The 20,156-nt window shown below is 33.9% G+C and carries 20 protein-coding genes; 15 read left to right on the forward strand and 5 right to left on the reverse strand.

All coding sequences use genetic code 11. The annotated features are described in order from the left end of the window. Positions 1-1,452 (forward strand): ATP-dependent protease ATPase subunit HslU, encoded by a 1,452-nt coding sequence (hslU, locus tag OOK99_RS06065; RefSeq protein ID WP_264330724.1) that lies wholly within the window; start codon positions 1-3, stop codon positions 1,450-1,452. A gap of 70 nt (positions 1,453-1,522) precedes the next feature. Here the strand turns inward: hslU and OOK99_RS06070 are convergent, their stop codons facing one another. Continuing rightward, positions 1,523-2,404, reverse strand: coding sequence for an FKBP-type peptidyl-prolyl cis-trans isomerase (locus tag OOK99_RS06070; protein WP_264719718.1), 882 nt, complete (start codon positions 2,402-2,404; stop codon positions 1,523-1,525). Continuing rightward, positions 2,397-3,179 (reverse strand): polyprenyl synthetase family protein, encoded by a 783-nt coding sequence (locus OOK99_RS06075; protein WP_006014603.1) that lies wholly within the window; start codon positions 3,177-3,179, stop codon positions 2,397-2,399. Before OOK99_RS06075 ends, OOK99_RS06070 begins: the two co-directional genes overlap by 8 nt. 127 nt (positions 3,180-3,306) lie before the next feature. Here OOK99_RS06075 and acpP point away from each other — a divergent pair, with 127 nt between their 5' ends. The 5 genes from acpP to OOK99_RS06100 all read left to right on the forward strand — a co-directional run bounded on the left by acpP (position 3,307) and on the right by OOK99_RS06100 (position 7,560). Continuing rightward, entirely contained in the window at positions 3,307-3,567 is a 261-nt protein-coding gene (gene acpP, locus OOK99_RS06080; protein WP_007302173.1) for an acyl carrier protein, read from the forward strand. 6 nt (positions 3,568-3,573) lie between these two features. Next, complete coding sequence (fabF, locus tag OOK99_RS06085) at positions 3,574-4,836, forward strand: beta-ketoacyl-ACP synthase II (RefSeq protein WP_264336345.1); 1,263 nt, start codon at positions 3,574-3,576, stop codon at positions 4,834-4,836. A gap of 225 nt (positions 4,837-5,061) precedes the next feature. After that, a complete protein-coding gene (gene murA / locus OOK99_RS06090; protein ID WP_127463847.1) occupies positions 5,062-6,339 on the forward strand; it encodes a UDP-N-acetylglucosamine 1-carboxyvinyltransferase in 1,278 nt (425 codons plus the stop codon). A gap of 9 nt (positions 6,340-6,348) precedes the next feature. Then, complete coding sequence (thyX, locus tag OOK99_RS06095; protein ID WP_264719719.1) at positions 6,349-7,191, forward strand: FAD-dependent thymidylate synthase; 843 nt, start codon at positions 6,349-6,351, stop codon at positions 7,189-7,191. A gap of 204 nt (positions 7,192-7,395) precedes the next feature. Then, a complete protein-coding gene (locus OOK99_RS06100) occupies positions 7,396-7,560 on the forward strand; it encodes a hypothetical protein (RefSeq protein WP_264336342.1) in 165 nt (54 codons plus the stop codon). A gap of 24 nt (positions 7,561-7,584) precedes the next feature. On the opposite strand, the gene OOK99_RS06105 is transcribed toward OOK99_RS06100, so the two are convergent. Next, positions 7,585-8,088, reverse strand: a complete 504-nt coding sequence (locus OOK99_RS06105; RefSeq protein WP_264719720.1) for a hypothetical protein — start codon at positions 8,086-8,088, stop codon at positions 7,585-7,587. Between the two features lie 30 nt (positions 8,089-8,118). Between OOK99_RS06105 and OOK99_RS06110 the strand changes: the two genes are divergently transcribed. Then, positions 8,119-9,130, forward strand: a protein-coding gene (locus OOK99_RS06110; protein WP_264719384.1) for an IS630 family transposase whose coding sequence is annotated in 2 segments (ribosomal slippage) — positions 8,119-8,580 and positions 8,582-9,130 — 1,011 coding nt in all. Because the reading frame shifts where the segments join, the coding sequence is not laid out codon by codon here. Here the strand turns inward: OOK99_RS06110 and OOK99_RS06115 are convergent. Then, positions 9,109-9,816, reverse strand: coding sequence for a hypothetical protein (locus tag OOK99_RS06115; protein WP_264719721.1), 708 nt, complete (start codon positions 9,814-9,816; stop codon positions 9,109-9,111). The two genes, OOK99_RS06110 and OOK99_RS06115, sit on opposite strands and share 22 nt — an antisense overlap. Positions 9,817-9,914: 98 nt before the next feature. On the opposite strand from OOK99_RS06115, the gene priA reads away from it, so the two are divergent. The 4 genes from priA (at position 9,915) to OOK99_RS06135 (ending at position 14,655) form a co-directional block, all read left to right on the forward strand. Further along, positions 9,915-11,879: a replication restart helicase PriA gene (priA, locus tag OOK99_RS06120; protein WP_264719722.1), complete on the forward strand. Its 1,965-nt coding sequence runs from the start codon at positions 9,915-9,917 to the stop codon at positions 11,877-11,879. Positions 11,880-11,992: 113 nt separating this feature from the next. Beyond that, complete coding sequence (locus OOK99_RS06125) at positions 11,993-12,793, forward strand: ankyrin repeat domain-containing protein (RefSeq protein ID WP_264719723.1); 801 nt, start codon at positions 11,993-11,995, stop codon at positions 12,791-12,793. Between the two features lie 558 nt (positions 12,794-13,351). Next, the gene (locus tag OOK99_RS06130) at positions 13,352-13,492 is read left to right on the forward strand and encodes a hypothetical protein (protein WP_264719724.1); all 141 of its coding nucleotides are present in this window, start codon (positions 13,352-13,354) and stop codon (positions 13,490-13,492) included. 48 nt (positions 13,493-13,540) lie between these two features. Further along, positions 13,541-14,655, forward strand: a protein-coding gene (locus OOK99_RS06135; RefSeq protein WP_214303219.1) for an IS3-like element ISWpi17 family transposase whose coding sequence is annotated in 2 segments (ribosomal slippage) — positions 13,541-13,814 and positions 13,814-14,655 — 1,116 coding nt in all. Because the reading frame shifts where the segments join, the coding sequence is not laid out codon by codon here. A gap of 443 nt (positions 14,656-15,098) precedes the next feature. On the opposite strand, the gene OOK99_RS06140 is transcribed toward OOK99_RS06135, so the two are convergent. Beyond that, the gene (locus OOK99_RS06140) at positions 15,099-16,118 is read right to left on the reverse strand and encodes an IS110 family RNA-guided transposase (RefSeq protein ID WP_264719725.1); all 1,020 of its coding nucleotides are present in this window, start codon (positions 16,116-16,118) and stop codon (positions 15,099-15,101) included. A gap of 84 nt (positions 16,119-16,202) precedes the next feature. Between OOK99_RS06140 and OOK99_RS06145 the strand changes: the two genes are divergently transcribed. From OOK99_RS06145 to OOK99_RS06160, 4 genes are all read left to right on the forward strand, one after another. Then, entirely contained in the window at positions 16,203-17,168 is a 966-nt protein-coding gene (locus OOK99_RS06145; RefSeq protein ID WP_264719726.1) for an ankyrin repeat domain-containing protein, read from the forward strand. A gap of 139 nt (positions 17,169-17,307) precedes the next feature. Beyond that, positions 17,308-17,895, forward strand: a complete 588-nt coding sequence (gene recR, locus OOK99_RS06150; protein ID WP_264720250.1) for a recombination mediator RecR — start codon at positions 17,308-17,310, stop codon at positions 17,893-17,895. Positions 17,896-18,013: 118 nt separating this feature from the next. Then, positions 18,014-18,742: a hypothetical protein gene (locus tag OOK99_RS06155; protein WP_264719727.1), complete on the forward strand. Its 729-nt coding sequence runs from the start codon at positions 18,014-18,016 to the stop codon at positions 18,740-18,742. Between the two features lie 101 nt (positions 18,743-18,843). Beyond that, complete coding sequence (locus tag OOK99_RS06160; protein ID WP_264719728.1) at positions 18,844-20,046, forward strand: KAP family NTPase; 1,203 nt, start codon at positions 18,844-18,846, stop codon at positions 20,044-20,046. Positions 20,047-20,156: the final 110 nt, after the last annotated feature.

The raw sequence follows: 20,156 nt of genomic DNA on the forward strand, positions 1-20,156 counted from the left end.
ATGTCAAGAACTTTGTGTACCAATTCTTCTGGTCAACCTGTAGTAGGTCAATCTGATAATAATGATGACTGCAATAAAAAAAACGGCCTCTATGAAAATGAAGGTACAGAAAGTAGCAGCATCCAAAGCTCACAAGCTTTATTAGATGATCTACCACCACAGAAGATAGTTAAAGAGTTGGATAGATTTATAATCGGACAGAATGACGCAAAGCGCGCTGTTGCTATTGCACTCAGAAATCGTTGGCGTCGAAATAAAGTCCCACTTCCACTACGTGAAGAGATTATACCTAAGAATATACTCATGATAGGCCATACGGGAGTTGGTAAAACTGAAATAGCTCGCCGTTTAGCAAAGCTTGCTGGTGCACCTTTTATAAAAGTTGAAGCAACGAAATTTACTGAAATAGGATATGTTGGACGTGATGTTGACTCGATAATACGTGATTTAGTTGATGCAGCAATAGTTTTAGTTAAGGAAAAAGCACGTAAAGCCTTAACTAAAAAAGCTTTAGGTTTGGCTGAAAAGATAATAGTCAACTCCATGGTTGGTGAAGATGCAACCGAGGAAAGCAAAAAAGTTTTCAGAGAAAGACTGAGAAATAAGGAATTTGAAGATGGAGAAGTTTCTATTAACGTCAGGGAGAGCAAGGGTATGCTACCCACTTTTGATATACCTGGCATGCCAGGTGGGCAAATTGGTGTGATGAACGTAACGGAAATCGTGGGCAAGATGTTTAATGGGAGCAAAAAAACAAAAACTATTACAGTTAAAGTGAAAGAAGCACGTGAAATATTGATTAATGAAGAAAGCGAAAGGTTAATGGATGAAGACAAGATAATCAAAGAAGCGATTGATCTTGTTAGCAATGAAGGCATAGTGTTTTTAGATGAAATAGATAAAATTGCAGCACGTACAGAAATAAAAGGTGAAGTCAACAGAGAAGGAGTGCAGCGCGATCTGTTACCATTACTTGAGGGAACAACTGTTTCAACTAAGTATGGCCCCGTAAAAACAGACTATATATTATTTATTGCATCTGGTGCCTTTCATTTATCTAAGCCATCTGATCTTTTACCAGAATTACAGGGTAGATTGCCAATTAGAGTGGAACTTAAGGCGCTTACTCAAGAGGATCTAATAAAAATATTAAAGGAACCAGAATCTAGTTTGTTAAAACAGTATATAGCGTTAATGAAAACGGAAAATGTAACACTTGAGTTTACTGATGATGGTATAGAGACTATAGCTGAAATAGCATTTACAGTTAATAGAGAAGTGGAAAATATAGGTGCAAGAAGACTTCATACTGTCATGGAGAAGCTTTTGGATGAAATAAGTTTTATCGCTTCTGAAAAAAATAGTGAAAAATTTGTTATAGATAGCAAATATGTAAGAGATAAACTAGAGTCAATTTCAAAGCAGCTTGATTTATCTAAATTTATACTTTAGAGGAAGCCTACTTTAAGTAATATAGAGCATTCAAGAGGTTTTATTTTTTCTTACTTCGTAATTCTTTAAGCTATTTTTCAATAGTAGAATTCAAGCTTAAATCAATTATTGAGATATTTTCTTCATCAAAATCTATTTCTTTTATTAATATACCAGTTAAAAGATCAGGTGGAGAAAGAACTGTTCTTTTATTACCAGCTCTCATTCCCACAACTCCAAGTTCTATAGCAAGTGGTATTTTTTTGTCACCAACCTTAAACTGCACTATTTGATCTTTGATTATATACTCACCATTATGTCTCTTTATGCTATATTGAACTGATATCTCATCGCCACATTTTACTCGCTTTCCAGTTTTGTTAATTAAGTCATTAAAAATCATCAGGTTATTTACTGAATCGGGATATTTATCTTTTACTTCAATCAGTTTGATGTAATAAGAGTTAAAACTCATTTTGTTGTCATCAGCAGCAATAGTAACTACACGCTCTCCGCCTTCTTTCATACCTATTACCCCTAAACTCACTTCTTTTAAGTAATCCTGACCTATTTTCAAATTGACATCAGTCGGAAGTAGCGTTGCTAGGTTGTTGGAGACTTTGTACATTTGTAGCAGAACTTCTTGGCCACAGAAAACTTTACTGCCACTACCTTCAGTAATTTCATAAAAGTTTATCATCTCTTCTTCTTTTTGCTGTGTTATTTCTTCTAAATATTCTGCTAACCCATGCTTTTCAATATAACGATCAACAGCTGATTCAAGTATCGGCCTGACCAAATAACTTGCTATCATCTGTGTCAAACCACCATGTGTAGCATTTATTTCGTAAAGCTTTTCCCTTTTCTCTGGTTTATCTTTGTTTATATAAACAATCGTAATTATAAAAGCAGAAGCTAAAGTGAGAATCATTACTACAGAGATAAACATTTGTAATATAATTTTTCTAACCATCTTTTTTTACTTGATTCAATAAATCATATAAGTCACTAGTATTCCCTGAAAGCGTACTTAAATTATCTGAGGCCTGTTTAAAGAGACTATCTATATAGTTTTCCATTTCATTTTTTCCAAGCACGGACATTAAATTGTTTGTTTTATCTTGCTCATAATCTTCGATATCATCCTTGGCTTGAAAAATAAGCCCTAGATTTATTCCATAGTTATATAATGCTTCCCGCTCCTTGTCTGTAGCGCCTCCTATTATAGCCCCTATTTCACATGAAGCTGCAAATAGTTTTGCAGTTTTCATCAAATGAATTTCTTTTATTTTGTCAAAATCTGCACCTATATCTAAAATCTGCCCTCCCACCATTCCCTTCATTCCTATTGCTTGAGAGAGCACTTTTATGATCTCACAATTTAACAAAGATAATACCTCAAAAGCCAGGGTAAGTAATGCATCTCCGGCCAGTACTGCTGTTGCTTCACCAAATTTTTTGTGGCAGCTTGGCTGGCCTCTGCGGGTGTCACTGTTATCCATACATGGCAGATCATCGTGAATGAGGGAGTAAGCATGAATAAATTCAATTGCTGCTGCTGCTGTTATTGCTTTTTCAACCTTTATGTTGAATATCGACGAAGATGCTATAACTAAAAAAGAACGTATATGTTTTGCAGGAGCAAGAAGCACATAACGCATAGCTGATATAAGTTTATTCTCGCTATTTTCAGGTAAGAGCTTATTCACTTCTACAACAAGCAAATTTTTTGTTGTTTCGTCTAGCATTTTTAAATTTATTAACTATCGAGTGCTAAGAGATAGGAAGTTTTTAATAGTTTATATAATCATAAAAGCTATTGCAAACATCAAAATTTCTTATAACATCAGAGAATAGGTTATTTTTTAGTAAGAAATGAACGAATTGGCAAAAAGCACTAGAGAAGATATAGAAGAAAAAGTAAAGAAGATTATACTAGAGCACATCAGTAAGGATGTAGAGGGATTTAGTAGTTCTTCAAAGCTTTCAGACCATGGCACAGATAGTTTAGATGCAGTTGAAATAATCATGGCAGCTGAAGAAGAATTTGGTATAGAGATTCCTGATGAAGATGCGCAAAAAATGGAAACTATGGAACAGATAGTTGAATATGTAGTAAACAAAGCAAACAATTGATGTTGAATGAGCAAAAGAGTAGTAGTTACCGGTGTTGGCTTAATTACTCCACTAGCAGCAGATGTTAATAACACCTGGTTAAAGCTGAAAGAAGGTAAATCTGGCATAAAAGCAATCAGTACAGATAGGTTCAACTCTTCTGATCTTGCTTGCAGGGTTGCAGGACAGGTATCCTACAACGCTGAAAGCTGTTTTAATCCGCTAGATTATATTTCTGAAAAAGACCTAAAAAGAACAGATCGTTTTATTCACTACGGAATTGCAGCAGCTGTTCAGGCAGTAGAAGATTCACTAATTTTGGAAAATAAAAATATTAATAAAGAGCGAATAGGTGTAGCTATTGGTTCTGGTATAGGTGGTCTTCCATCAATTCAGGAAAATGTAATTACCATGCAGGAGAAGGGGCCTAGACGTGTTAGCCCATTTTTTGTTCCTGCAAGTCTAATAAATTTGATATCTGGTCATATTTCTATTAAATACGAATTTATAGGTCCAAATGACTCAGCGGTTACTGCATGTGCAACAGGTGCGCATGCGATTATAAACTCAGCAAGAGCTATAAAACTCGGTGAAGCTGACATTATGATTGCAGGCGGAGCAGAAAGTGCGTTATGCAGAGTTGGAATTGCAGGTTTTGCATCGATGAAGGCGCTATCAACTAAATTCAATGATAAGCCTGAAGAGGCCTCAAGGCCATGGGACGAAGAACGCGATGGATTTGTCATGGGCGAAGGGGCAGGTATATTAGTTCTGGAAGAATATGAACATGCAAAAAAAAGGGAAGCAAAAATATATGCAGAACTCACTGGATATGGACTCACAGGAGATGCGCACCACATCACAGCACCACATCCAGAAGGAAGAGGCGCACTGAAGGCAATGGAACTTGCTTTAAGGAGTGCACAAGTAAGCCCAAGTCAAATTGGGTATATCAATGCACATGGGACTTCAACAACACTTGGGGATAAAGTTGAAGTAATAGCAATGAAGCAGTTATTCGGTGACTATGCCTATAAAATACCTGTTTCCTCGACTAAATCTTCTATAGGACATTTACTTGGTGCCGCAGGAAGTGTTGAAGCAATATTTAGTATCCTTGCATTAAACAATGGAATTGTTCCACCAACTTTAAACCTACACAAACCTTCAGAAGGGTGTGATTTAAATTTTGTACCACTTAAAGCTCAAGAGCATAAAATTCAATATGCGCTTTCTAATTCATTTGGTTTTGGTGGTACCAACGCGTCTCTCATCTTTGGAAAGGTGTAGTTAATTATGCTATTTTGAATCGACTACGAAAATGTTATTCGAGTAGCTGAAACTGGAATCCAGTTAAATTGGTCAGCATAAAAGTAATGTTGAAATATAACATTTTGATGATGAAGAAATGGATCCCAGTGTCAGCTACTTGAATGACAGAAGAAGAAAAAGCAAAATTTTGCCTTTTACCGCTAACCTATTATACTTACTTGATAAGTTCTATCGCTTGATTAAATGCATAAAATATTAGTAAGAAGTAACCATAAGCCCTTGATTGGAAAAATCAAGATTAATGGTTCAAAGAATGCCGTCTTGCCAATAATGGCGGCAAGCTTGTTTAGTAATTCTTCAATAACTTTGCATAACGTACCTGATTTAATTGACGTGCATTTGATGTCTGAGCTGCTTAAGAGTCTTGGTGCAGAAGTAAATTTTATATGCAATAAAGACTATAAAGCAAATCATACTTTGGAAATTGACTGTAGCAATATCAATAACCATTTAATATCACATGAAATTGCAAGCAGACTGCGAGCATCTTTTTTAATGCTAGGTCCAATGCTCAGCAGATTTGGTAGAGTTTCAACAGTATTTCCTGGTGGATGTAATATTGGAAAACGTCCTGTTGACATTCATATCAAGGCACTTGAAGCAATGGGAGCTAAAATTGAAATTGATAGCTGTAATATAACTGCAACAACAAAGGGAAAATTGCAAGGCAAAGAAATAACATTTGAAAAAGTAAGTGTTGGCGCAACAGAAAACATAATCATGGCAGCAACACTTGCAGAAGGAGTAACAACAATAAACAATGCCGCAACGGAGCCGGAAGTTCTTGATTTAATAGAGTTTCTAAAAAAAATGGGTGCCAATATTGAAGTTAACAACACAAAAATCACAATAGAAGGCGTTGATGAATTAAACGGATGTGTCCACACAATCATACCAGATCGGATAGAGGCCGGTACTTATGCTTTGGCTGCTGTCATTACCGACGGCGAGCTAAAGTTAGAAGGAGTAAGTTTGTCTGATATAGAATGTATTGCAAATGAATTGAAGACTATAGGAGCCAGAGTTGAGTTACATGATGATGGTATTATTATTTCTAGAAAAAATGGCTCTATTAAATCTGCTCACGTTGCAACAAATCCATATCCCAACTTTCCCAGTGATATGCAACCACAACTAATGTCTGCTATGTCAATTGCAGGTGGAATATCAATCATTGAAGAGAACGTTTTTGAAAGTAGATTTGCACATGCAAATGAGCTAAGAAAATTAGGTGCTAATATCAGCATCGAAAAAAATAAAGCTACTATAAGTGGAATAAAGAGCTTATCTGGAGCTAATCTATATGCTAATGACTTAAGATCAACGGCAGCTTTGGTGCTTGCTTCTTTGTTGGCTAAAGGAGAAACTACAATAAATAACTCACATCATTTATGGAGAGGATATGAGGCCATGGATGAAAAACTCAATTCATGTGGGGCTGATATCTCTGTTTCATCTTGAGAATATATTATGAATGAGACAACTAAGCGAACTACAGTAAAAGAAATAGATGAAATTCTATACGAAGAACATAAGGTGTTAGATCATGGATTTGTTCGAGTAATTGATTATATGGGCTCTGATAGCGCCATAGTTCAAGCTGCTCGCGTTTCTTATGGAAAAGGAACGAAACAGATAAATCAAGATGAAGCGCTTATAAAGTATTTGATGAGAAATCATCATACAACTCCATTTGAAATGTGTGAAATTAAGTTTCACGTGAAACTTCCAATTTTTGTTGCAAGACAATGGATAAGACATAGAACTGCAAATGTGAATGAATATTCTGGAAGGTATTCGATACTTGATAATGAATTTTATATACCAGAACAGGTTGCAAAACAATCTGATAATAATAAACAAGGCAGCGGTGAAGCTTTTGACTCAAGTACTTCAAAAGAAATAATAGATTCTCTAATAAATGATTCTAATTTAGTATATTCTCATTATGAGAAATTTATTAAACAGGGCCTTGCAAGGGAAATTGCCCGAACTAATCTAACACTTAATTACTATACTCAGTTTTATTGGAAAATAGATTTACACAACCTTCTTCATTTTTTAAGGCTTAGAGCTGATAAGCACGCCCAATATGAAATTAGAGTCTATGCAGAAGTTATGTTGGACATAGTGAAGAAATGGGTTCCGCTGGCCTATAATGCTTTTGTTGAATACTCGCTAAAATCAGCCTGCATTTCAAAAACTGGTCTTGAAATAATTCGCAAGCTAATTAAAGGAGAAAATATTACTAGAGAAGAAAGTGGCATTGGTAAAAGAGAATGGGATGAGCTGATGTCTATACTTGGTAAATAATCTTGAAGATAAATGTATAGTTGTTATTTACATAGCGTTTGCAGGATAGCTGTACAAAACCCAAACCAGTCATAGCTGTACGAACATTGTGGCAATTTGCATAGTAAACGATGTCATTCCAGTGCTTGACACTGGAATCCAGGAATTTTGATTCTAAATTGGGTATTGGTCTTAAATTAAAATACACGTTTTTGATGAGATTATATGAACACTGGATCCCAGTGTCAGGGCACTGGGATGACAGGAGAGGAAAACGCTGGCATGACAGGAGAAGGAAACACTGGCATGACAGCAGATGAAACCACTGGAACATTTATTTTTGAAAGTAAATTACATAGTAGATGGTCAGTACTTGATACTGGAATCTAGTCCTTAAGATCAAGTTATGTCCACTTACAGATTTGCAGGTGTGAACAACAATTGATTCATGCCTTTATCAATCGATATATCAATTATTTTTGAATTTGTTCTTTCTGTTGTTTCGTAAAGCTTTTCAGCTCTCTTTGAAATCAGTGTTGCATTTCTAAGTATAATATCAACTTTGCAATAATCTGCACAATTTTCAATATACATATCATATGAATAATAGTTTACAGCAAGTTCCATTGCCCTACAAACTTCCTCTAATGTAAAATTGGCAATTCCTGTATCAGGACAAAAGCCAACCGCTCCTTTATTAGGGTCAAAAAATATGTATTTATCATTCTCTGCTTTATACACCAACATAGAATGCCCCTCATCCTCGATGAAACCTCCTCTATTATGAGCATAACAAAAATAATTAAATTCTAAGTAGCATCCTATCTCCACATCATTTAAGACACGTTTGATTTGTTCTTGGTTATACCAATTCCCGTTACACGGGAAACAGATAGACAATAATGGAAGAAAAGCCATAATGAAATAAGTGAAATAGTTTAGGTATAAATGGCACTCAGATCAAAATTATTGGATGAAGAAGTAGTAAAATCAGCAAAAGAGATGCTGAAGAAAGTAAGGAATAATGCATATGTTTCAAAAAAACTAAACGCTGTAATTGCAGCAAAAAAGTACAGTATAACGTCTGTAGCAAAAATATATTGCATTTCAAGAAAGGCACTAACTTCGTGGATAAAACTCTTGAAATTTGGCAGAGAAGAAAAACTGTTTGCTCCTCGATCACGCCGAAGAAAAACTAAATTAAATCAGGCTCAACTACAGCAAATTGAAGCATGGATAGAAGAAAACCCTAATATTACCATTAAAGAAATGAGAATAAGAATACAGGAAAAGTTCGACTTAAATATTAGCAAATCTACAGTACACCGCCATATGCAAAAGATGAAATTTTCATATATTACACCAAGACCAGTACACAACGTACAAGATAAAAGTAAACAAGAGGAATTCAAAAAAAAATCTCAATGAAGTTATTGGAAAGTATCCTGAAAAAGAGCTATTTTTCTTTGATGAATCAAGGTTTGGCACACATTCGAAAGTTGGGCATGGATGGTTTAAAAAAGGTACTAGAACTCGGGTTAAAATAAAGTTAGGTAGGCATAATTTTTATCTCTACAGTGCAGTTAATCCTAAAAATGGAGAGAGTTTTAGCTTATTTGCACCAAATGTTAACACTGATTGCATGAATATATTTCTTGAGCAAATGTTGCAATATCTAGGGACAAGAGAAGCTGTTCTTGTTATGGACTGTGCTAGTTGGCATAAGTCAAAAAATTTAAAGGTACCTAAAAACATTGAGATTATATACCTACCTCCATATTCACCTGAACTTAATCCTGTTGAGAGGCTTTGGTTATATATAAAACAGAACATTTTGCGCAATAAAATATACAGTACTATTGCTTTGCTTGAGAGCACTTTATGCAAATTTCTTACCTCTCTTGCTACTTCTACAATTAAACAACTCTGCTCTGTTTCCTATTTGACTCCACAACAATGAGAATTGGTATTACTTGCATCAAGATCACCATCAAGCTGCAAAATTGCCGCTGAACGTCCATTCCCAATACTATGGCCTTTTATTACTTTAAGTACTTTAATCTCATCATTTTCTATGAGTTCTCTTAACTTTTCATCCTTTTGATTTAATTCTTTCTCTGCTTTTCTTCTGTCTTCTTCTAATTTTATTTCTTTTTCAACAAGCTCATTTTGTATTTGCAAAAACATATCTTGAATGGTTAAGCCATTTAGAAAGTAATCCAATACAATTGACACAAACGGCTGCAATTCACCATTATCTTCAAAGCTCTTTTCCTGCTTTTTGTCATATTGAGTGGGGTTATAGATTGCATACATAGGATAAAAGCCATAATTCACCTCGTCGAATGATAACTCTATCGAAAATCCGCTCTGATCAAGTGGAAGTTTAGTAGCTAAATATCTACCATTATTATCTCTGACATACAGCTCATTTATACCATAGTGCCCACTATATTTGTTGTAATAAATATAAAAATTCTCAGGATTAAGATTAAAGTAATCATCTAAATTGTTAGGTTTACCGAGCTTTTCACATAGAAAACTCTTGCTCTTATCTGTAAGTTTGATGCGTGTAGAGAAGTAACACCGATCTATTCGGTCACCTTTTTCTATTTCAAAGTCTAGGACTATTTTATCGCTAAACATACAGAATTTCCTCACATTTCTAATATTTATGATTATAAATTGTGTACTATGAAAAAAGCATTAAGGCTTCTCTATGTATCTAAAAACAGCGCTAACTTATGACAAAAACAGTTGACGTATTACTGCCACTTCCAATTGATCAGCTATTTTCATATGCAGTTGAGGAAGATACTGAAGTTTCAATTGGAGATTACGTAGTGGTGCCGTTTGGCAGAAAGCGTTTGATTGGAATAGTTTGGAGAGAAAGTAGCAAAAGCGATCGAGAATTAAAATTTATTGAGCAAAAGATCGATTTGCCGAGCATCAGACCAAAACTGATCGAATTTGCAGAGTGGGTTGCACAGTATAATGTAATACCTATCGGTATGCTTGCCAAAGTGATAATGGGAGGAGTATTAAAGGTAAATCAAATAGATAAGTTAGTTTGCACTAAGCAAAAGCAAGAAATAAGTGAAATAGATTACCAATTAAGCCCTGAGCAGCAAGCAGCTCGCGATAAGATAATAAGTAATTTGAATGAGTATTCAGTGACTTTGCTTGACGGTGAAACCGGGTCTGGAAAAACGGAAGTTTATCTCTCTGTGATTGCAAGGTTAATTGAAATCGTAAACGATGCACAAGTCCTGATCCTTCTGCCAGAAATTGTCCTAACTTCACAATTAGTAAATCGTGTTCACAGTCAGATATCTGGAAATATAGCTGAGTGGCATTCAGGACTTACTCCCAAAGCTCGCCGAAATAATTGGCTCAGTATCGCAAATGGAAGTGCGCAGATAATTATTGGGGCAAGGTCATCACTTTTTTTACCTTATAAAAACCTAAAATTAATCATCGTCGATGAAGAGCATGACTCATCCTTTAAACAAGAACAGGGAATTATATATAATGCTCGAGATATGGCAATTATCTTAGCCAAATTCGAAAATATTCCGATTATTTTATCATCCGCTACTCCGCTGCTTGAAACAATTTATCATGTTAAAAAAGGGAATTACAACCATGTAAAGCTAACCGAACGATTCGGTGGTGCAGAGTTGCCGCACATAAAAGTAGTGAATAATAAACAATGGATTTCAAATGAGCTTTTCGAAGGGATAAAACAAACCATAGAGAAAAAACAGCAAGTTATGCTCTTTCTAAACCGCAGGGGGTATGCGCAACTTGCAGTTTGTAAAAAATGTGGATATAAAATTTCCTGCTCAAATTGCACTGTATGGCTTACGTACCACAAGAAAAAGAACGTCCTTTTGTGTCACCATTGTTCTTACCAATCAAAACTTCCAGAAAAATGCTCGAATTGTCAAAGTGAGCAGTCATTATCCCTTTGTGGTATAGGAATTGAGAGGTTACTTGAAGAGATAGTAAAACTATTACCAAATGCAAAAACTGCGATTATTAGCAGCGACCAGAAGTCGCTTGGTAGCGTAATTGACTCAGTGTTCAAGGAAGAAGTGAATATTATAATCGGTACACAAGTGATTGCTAAAGGGCATAATTTCCCTAAATTAACTTTGGTTGGAGTGATAAATGCAGATTTAGGACTTGAAAATTCTGACCTCAGGGCAGCAGAAAAGACGTATCAATTATTGCATCAAGTTGCGGGTAGATCTGGGAGGTTCAACGAAAAAGGAACGGTAATAGTGCAAACTAATAATCCTGAAAGTTTGATAATAAAAGCATTGCAGCAGCAAAAAAGGGATTTGTTTTATGAAATTGAACTTGAGTCAAGAAGCAAAGCTAAAATGCCCCCATTTAGTAGACTAATAGCGCTTATAGTTTGTGGTAAGGATCAATTTGCAACGCAGAAAGCAGCAAATGAGATAACAAACTTTTTGCATAATCAATTTTCAACTACCTCTCAGCACTTGACATTGAAAGAATTTGAAATTTTTGGCCCATCACCAGCAGCAATAAATTTCTTAAATAATAAATATCGGTATAGAGTGTTACTCAAAATACACAATAAATACAGTCTGTCTATAAAGAAAAAGCTGAAACATTGCTGTAACTTGAGTTCAAACATTGCAATAACAATAGATGTTGACCCTGTGAGTTTCTTTTGAATTTATTTGACATTTGTAGGAATTGCTAATAAGTTCTATTAAATTTTTAATTAAAAATTTGACTTTTATTAGAATTTATTGTATTATTGATATAATTAGAATAAGGAGATGGTATGAATGATTTAATGACGATTATTTGTAATCGACACGAGAGTCTTGAAAAAAAAATTAAAGAGTTACAAGAATATCTTAATGATAATAACGAAATTGTGATTAACAAGGAGTTATTCTCAGCAGCTATTGTAGATGTAATCTCTGAAAAAGAAGAGTTTATCAATGAAAAAGCAGTGCAAATATACCTTATTTTGCATCACTGTATTAAATACGATAGCGCAAGGTCTCAAGAAGGAACTATATTACAGTTTCAAAACGTGATGAAGATTTTAGATGAAGCAGTGCATGACTATATTACTCTTGAGGGTCTCTATAAATTGATAAATCTTCAAGATCAAAGTAGTCGAAATACGTTACTACATCAAGCTGTTATAAGTAATAACACTGACGCAATAAAAGCCCTTTTAAAATATGGTGCAAATCCTTTGATAAAGAATGAAGAAGACAAAATTCCATTAGATTTAGCTCATGGAGATACAAAAAAAGTACTCATCGAATGTATGAAAGACCAAGCTCAATCGAAAAAAGAAAGTGCTAGATGTAATAGTTTGATTGGCATTATACCTGGCGTTTTTCTTGGCATTGGACTCGGTGTTGGTGGTGCTTTAGTCCCTTCAATGACTATTATATTATGCGCACTCGCAGTATCTGCTCTTGTTGCTGGAATAGCAGTTGGAGTGGCTATATATTTCCTAAGTCAAGACTATAAACAGGCTAAATCAATAGAAGAAGCTGTTAATCCTCAACTCTCTTCTGTCGAGCATGAAAAGACTGCAGATAATAAAGCAGTACTAGGATAACTGTGAGTTTTTTAACATTAGATTTCTTGCATAACTGGAATTCGAAAGTTCCAGCGCATTTTTCTTATTGGATTCCAGTGTCAAGCACTGGGATGACATCTTATTATGCAAGAAATCTATTCATTTAAAACTTATTTGAGAAAACGTAGCTATAAAAACCGCAGGTACCAGTTGGTTTTTATTAGCTAAATTAAAGGTCAAGTATCTGGAATTCTGAACATAAGATCCCCCTGTATAAAAAAGATTAGAAAAAATGCAGTGAACATACGACAGATATGCTCTGAAGAGGATACGCTACATTTTTTAATGAGTTTAATAAAAAAGTCTGCAGACGGAGATAGATTTTTGAGCTCAATAAATATCTCTAACTGTAATTGTAATCAGATTTAAAATATGCGGAAGTAATTTTTTAGCTATAAAATCTTCTAAAAAATTAACACAGAAGTTAGTTTCATAAGTATTTTTATCAAAAACTATTTTAAAAAAATTTAAATAGAGTTGAAAAATTTTAAAGATGAGATACCCTACCTGAAATGCAACTTCTGTAAAAAAAGAAATATGAAAGGTGAAATAAAAGCTGCAGCAAATTTTCAATCAGAAGACTTTGTATCTAAAAATAAGGATTTTGATTGTTTAGCTAACCCTATAAGTGCTTCGAATGAAAAGCTAGAGAATAGTATAATGCACCCCATAAACTAGACCAAAAAAAAATGGTTGATCCGAGTAGGAAGGTAAAGGGGTAAAAGTATGGCAACAAAAAAATATGAACCAGAGTTAAAAGCAAAGATAGCTTTGGAAGCAATAAAAAATCAAAAAAGCACAGCTGAGATATGTAGTGAATATAAAATACCATCAACAAATCTATATGATTGGCGTGATAGAGTATTGGCAAGGTTAAAAGACCTATTTGTTGAAGAAAGTGAAAGTGCGAGAAAACAAAGAATCTTAGCGCAAGAAATAGAAAGTTTACATAAAGTAATAGGAGAATTGACAGTGGAAAATAGCTATTTGAAAAAAAAATTACTGAAATAAGCAAAAAAGATAGAGTAAGGTTTATAGAAAAAGATTCTGATCTGTCAATTAGGAAACAGGCTGATTTATTGGGGATTTGCAGATCTAGCCTATATTATAGGCCTATAATTAATAACGAAAGTGAAGTAGCAAATTTGATTCAAGAAGTATATTTGGCTTCTGATTGCCGTTATGGATATCGTAAAATTACTGCTGAAATCATAGCGAGTGGAGTAGTAGTCAATCACAAAAAAATCTTAAGAATTATGAAAAAAATGAAGATTAGTGGGCTGTATTGTAGAAAAAGATGTAATACAAGTATTAAAGAAAAAAAGCATAAAATATATCCTTATTTACTCAAAGATTTGATTATTTGTAGAGTTAATCAGGTATGGGCTACTGATATAACATATATTATGGTAGAAGGTAAGTTTATCTATTTTGTGGCAATAATGGACTTGTATAGTCGCTATATTATTGCTCATTCATTATCACCATATCTCGATGCTGGATTTTGCCTTTATACTCTCAAAGAAGCTCTAAAACAAGGTAAACCTGAGATTTTTAATAGTGATCAGGGGGTGCAGTTTACTAGCTACAACTTTATTATGGAATTAGAGCGTGCTAATATTAAAATCAGTATGGACCATAAAGGACGTTGCTTCGACAATATATTTGTTGAGCGCTTATGGAGAACTTTAAAGCAAGAAGCTATATATTATTATAGACCAAATAGTATCAGAGATTTAAATCTTATAATAAATGATTTTGTTGCTTGGTATAACTATAGAAGGCGACATCAGACTCTACATTATAAAGTTCCTGCTGATCTTTATTATCATAAACAGTAAATGAATATATTGATAAATACTTTAAATGTGTGTCGACGTATTTATCAACATATTCATTTTAAAAATCGGATCACTTTGAAAAAAATGGTCTAGACAAATGGGTGCATTATAGATATCTCTTTTGATCAAGAGATTAACTCCCTATATAAAGATGGTTCTCTAATTGCGTACAAGTCAACAATAATTTTCACATAGATCAAAATAGCATATTTCCTCCATAATCCTTGATATAAATTAAAAATAGCATGCTTCCATGGTTCTCTCCGCGGTCTGATATGGCTAGTTTAATTTTAGCCAAGCCGCACTATACTTGTTAGGGCGGAAGTGGATGGCAACATGTTGTTTACGAAGTCTACGCTTCAACCATAGCTCTTGCTTATCCCTTCCATCGGCATTACTATCTTTACTTTCAATAAAATTATTGTCCTATACTCCTTTAGTGTTTATTGATAATAAAATTCTGTTTTATCAACCAACATTCTATGCATAATTACAGCTAGTTTTCTTGCTAATGCAACTACTGCTTTCTTTACACCCTTCTTTTTTGCAAGCTTTATTCCCCAGCTTTTTAATTTGAATTTTTTCTTGCTAACTGTCAGTATTGTATGCGCAGCTTCATACAACATATTTCTACATTCTACCGGTCCCATCTTTGATATGCTACCATGACGATTAACTTCTCCAGAAGCGTACTGTCTTGGCGTCAATCCCATATAGGCTCCGACTGTATCAGATGTTTCAAACCTATGTGGATTATCAATTGTAGCCTTATACGTCATTGCTACTATAATACCAACTCCTGGTACAGTAGTTAATAATTTGCAATCTTCGTCTTTCTTGCCTTTCTCTGATAATATTTTATCAAGCTTTTTTATTGATTCTTCTATTATTTCCAAACTACAAACTAATGCTTCAATTGAATCCTTACTGACTTTATCTAGATCTTTTATTGCTTCTTGCACTTTTAAAGAAAAGATTACAATCTTTGACTTCTTGCCAAGCTTTATTCCGTATATCTTCAATAGCCCTCTTATTGTTCCCATAATTTGCTCTCTGCAATACATTAACTGCCTTCTACTTCCGAGCGCTACCTTAACTTGACAAGACTCATCTGATTTTACTAATACCTCTTTATACAGCCCAGCTCTCATCATTTGTGCTATACCCCTTGCATCATTTTTATCGTTTTTATTGATTCTCGCAGACAATGCTGCTGCCATATGCCTCGCATCTACACAAATTACTGGTAATCCAAAGCTCCTTAACTCTTTGCACATCGATATTGACAATTGCCCACTTTCTATTCCTATTGCTTCATACTCTTTACTTTGACTGAGCAAATACTCAGCTATTGCCTTGCTTTCGCTCACAACAACTTCTTCTTTTACAATTTTTCCTTTCTCATCAATGATACTTACAAAAGTTTCTTTGAGTGAGACATCTAATCCGCTATAATATTTCATAAGACTACTCCTACTGTAAAGGTTTAAATTATTTTTGAAGAACAGATTCATTGAACTTGTTACTTCGTGCTAAAATAATGGAGTATGTCTCTCCATCATTCAATCGCAATTACAGTATGTTGTTTGTATGATGCCTTATTGTTGCAAGATGAGAAAAATCAGGACACACCTTTACATGCGGCTATTAAAAAAAATCGTGCTGATTTTGTAAAAAAGCTTTTGTGTATCCTTAAGGAGCTATACCGTGCGAATGAGTTTTACAAGCACAAATATTTTGAACATAAGCAAGAGAATGAAAAGCCGCTTTTCAAAGTTATTAATACTAAGAACGAAAGCGGAAAAGACGTAATTACTCTGGCTATTGAAGGTAATAATTCAGAATGCATTTCAGCTCTTTTTAACTACTTAATTCGTGAAAATATTAACAGAAGAAAAGATGCTGAAAATGAGTACACACCTCTACACGAAGCTGTGCTTCTTAACAAAAATGAAGCAATCAAAGAGCTTCTGAAATCAAGAGATATAGATACTGAACTCATAGATAAGGAATCTTACAAAGCATATAATTATGCTAATAACAAAGAGGCAATAGAATTGTTTATTAAGTACTATAGCAGTAAAATTAGTGAGTTACGTATAAAATTAGAAGATAATAATAAAAAATTAGCGCGAATTAAGTGCGTCCTAAGCAAAACAAAACTTACTTGTGTATGCTTAGCAGCCTTTGGCTCTTGTTTTAGAATGTATAGAAATTCCCATGACATAATAAATGAAGAAGTGAGTGAAGATATGTTATATTATTCTCTTGCATTGCTTGCCAACACTACAGGTCTAATATTATTTTTTAATTATTTGATCGATACAATACTTTCCAAGTATGAAGAAAAAAATTCTAGTTTGAATAAAGAATCAGACAATTATGTAGAAGAAAGAAACATGTTGAAAAATAAATTGCGTCACTTTCAAAAAAGAGGTGCTGGAGTAACTACGCAAATGTATGAGATAATTTCAGTTATACCTGAGTCAGACTTAAGTTACAGTAGATTGTGATTACATTACTTTTTTCAAGACAATTTCTGAGAAAAGTGGAAAAATTTTTCTATAGCTAATCAAGATAAAGACTTACTACTTTCTTTACGAAAGGTTTGATGTTATCATTTTTGAACTATCTTGAATTTACTGAATGAACATTAATATAAAGAGTTTAGTTCATGCTTTTTCTAAATTGCCAAGTTTAGGTCCATCATCATCAAGAAGGCTAGTTATACATTTGCTCCAGAACAAAGAGAGGGTCATGCTACCACTTGCATCTTTGATTAGAGAATTAGCGGATCTTATAATAGAGTGTAAGATTTGTGGAAACCTAGATACTAAATCGCCATGTTCCATTTGTATTAACCCAAAGCGTGACACCAAGTTAATGTGTGTAGTAGAAGAATTGGGCGATTTATGGGCATTTGAAAAAGGAAATATATATTCAGGTATGTATCATGTTTTAGGTGGCAGATTATCAGCAATAAATGGCATCGGTCCAAAAGAACTCAATCTTGATAATATTCCTAAAAGAGTTATAGAATCTAAAGTTGAAGAGGTCATTATTGCAATCAATTCGACATTGGAGGGCCAAGTTACTGCACAATATATAATTGAATTGCTAAAAAACTTAAATGTGAAAATATCGCGCCTTGCTTGTGGCATACCGATAGGTGGAGAAATTGACTACTTAGATGAAGGAACGCTAAGAATAGCACTTACTTCAAGACAGGATATTAAATAATATTCCATTTCTTCTGAGCAACATACTTTAAAAATACTGTGACATGCTTCAGCCTAGAAACTTGCTTACTAATTGAAAATATTATACATTTAAATATAGTGTTTTAAAATGAGGGGTTATGTTAACTTTTGTACTAGATGGAGTACGTTATACTTATAATTGGTTAATCAAAAAGTCAAGATCAACTACTCTTGATTTCATCGCGTTATTTAACAAAAAATACGCAGATAGTAAACGAATTGGATATATAATAGAAGATCATCTGGGGATTGAGCTTAAAACTGAGCAGATGGAACAATTGGAAAAAGAGCTGAAGATTGAGCCTAAAGTAGATTTTCTAAAAATGTTTGAAGTATTTCAACAAAAACAAGAACAAGAGCTTAGATCTATTAAAAATCTGGAAAATGTGATTCGAGTAAGACTTGATGATCAAATTTATTGTGCATTCGGTCAGGCACGTGAAATAAATGGAATAACAAAAGGTAATACGGACTTAGTTCTTCTTTTGTGGCTCATGTATGTTCATGTACCTATAGGTGAACATGAAAAACTATTAGAGGATCTTGTAAAGAACCACTCCGGTAATAGAGCTGAGATGATAGAAAAATTATATTCACTTCAAGAAGAAGGTAAATTATCAATAACCAGTCGTAAGAGCCTAGATTGGATAATTAAAATATCCCCACTTATAGAGCAGTATATTTCAAATGAGAAATTTTCTGTTATGGGAATGGTAAGTTCTGGCAATATACATGGTTTAGAAAAAAGGTTAACAGAGGATATGGAAAGAAGGGTAAAAGAATTAACTGGCATAGATATTTTGTACATAGTCCTGAAAGCAGCTTGAAGAACCTTTCCATTTCTGCAGTAATAGAAAATTATGGGTTATTTAAGTAAATAGACTCTTAACTTATAAAATACTATAGTAAAATATAGTGTAAGAGTCTTATGTGCTTTAAAAAATTTATATCATTAGTAAGGTTCAGAAAAAAAGAAGACGAGCAATTACCTAAGGTAATAACTTGGGAGAATGATTGCTTAAACTATAAACAAGCTGCAAGTAGATTTAGTACTGTAATTAAGACAATCGATCAGTTTTTTTCAATTGTCTCCTTAGAAGGATATGATAAGTGGGGTAAAACATTTTTTTTGAAAGAATGGGTAAAGGATCTAGGGCAGCAAAATGAAATTGCAGCTTATTACAGCGCATGGGATATTAGTGCGCTAGATCAACCATTGCCTTCTTTTTTGCATTTCCTGTTTGAGGATCTATTCGCATCATACAAAGTAAAAAGGAGTGTTATACAGCAGTTCAAAAACATAAACCAAGAACTATTTTCTCTCAATACATTAGGAAAGCTAATCAGTAAATCTCCACTTGCTATGCTTTCAGTATTTCTCGATGCTGCAAAAGAGGCTGATAAGAAAGACATTGGTTTTGTCTTGGGTGAGTTAAATCTTCTCCAAAGGAGAAAAGAGAACATTAGAGATTTTAAAATACAACTAGCAGATGTGGTTAATAAAATCAGGAAAGACAAAAACATTTATATAATGGTGGATGATCTTGATATATGCCGCCCTAAATTCATTGTTGATTTTTTAGAATCCATAAAGTATATGCTCGATGTGGAAGGACTGGTTTTCATTATCTCTGTTAGTCAAGATAAAAGTAACGTGCAAAGAGCAATCAGCACAATACTTGGACCAAATTTCAGCCTAAAATCTTTTACTGATCTCTCTTTGCATTTACCAAAAGAGCCAACAGAGAGGTTTATAAGAAAGCTATTTGAAAGTGTTGAATTACCGAAAAAATCAAAGAGTTTAATAATAGATAGCTTTATATTTTACGCAGAAAGCTTCTCATTATCATTAAAAGCAATACAGTACTGCGTAAAGAAAATAAAGCTATGTTATGTGAAAGTTGATCCAAATTTATTTACATTTTTAGTAATACTACAGTCAGTAAACACTGATTTGTATGAGGAATTATATTCATTACCTCAGAAAGCACTGGAGAAGATTAAGAGCGCTTTGATTCTAAACAGTTCGAAAGAATGGGAAAAGCTTAAAACTTCTCTTGAAACTACTTTTAAAGAAAAAGAATCAAAGAATCATAAATCTTTGAAGCAAATAAGAGATATTATATTCTAGCACTTTCTTTTTAATTTGCATGACACAATGATTGTACTTATTCCAGTTTAGCATTGGAACCATAAGCTGGCTCACATAAATTTTAGCATACATGACCTTGAAAGATCGCG

The organism is Wolbachia endosymbiont (group B) of Eucosma cana (assembly GCF_947250645.1).
Lineage (GTDB): Bacteria > Pseudomonadota > Alphaproteobacteria > Rickettsiales > Anaplasmataceae > Wolbachia.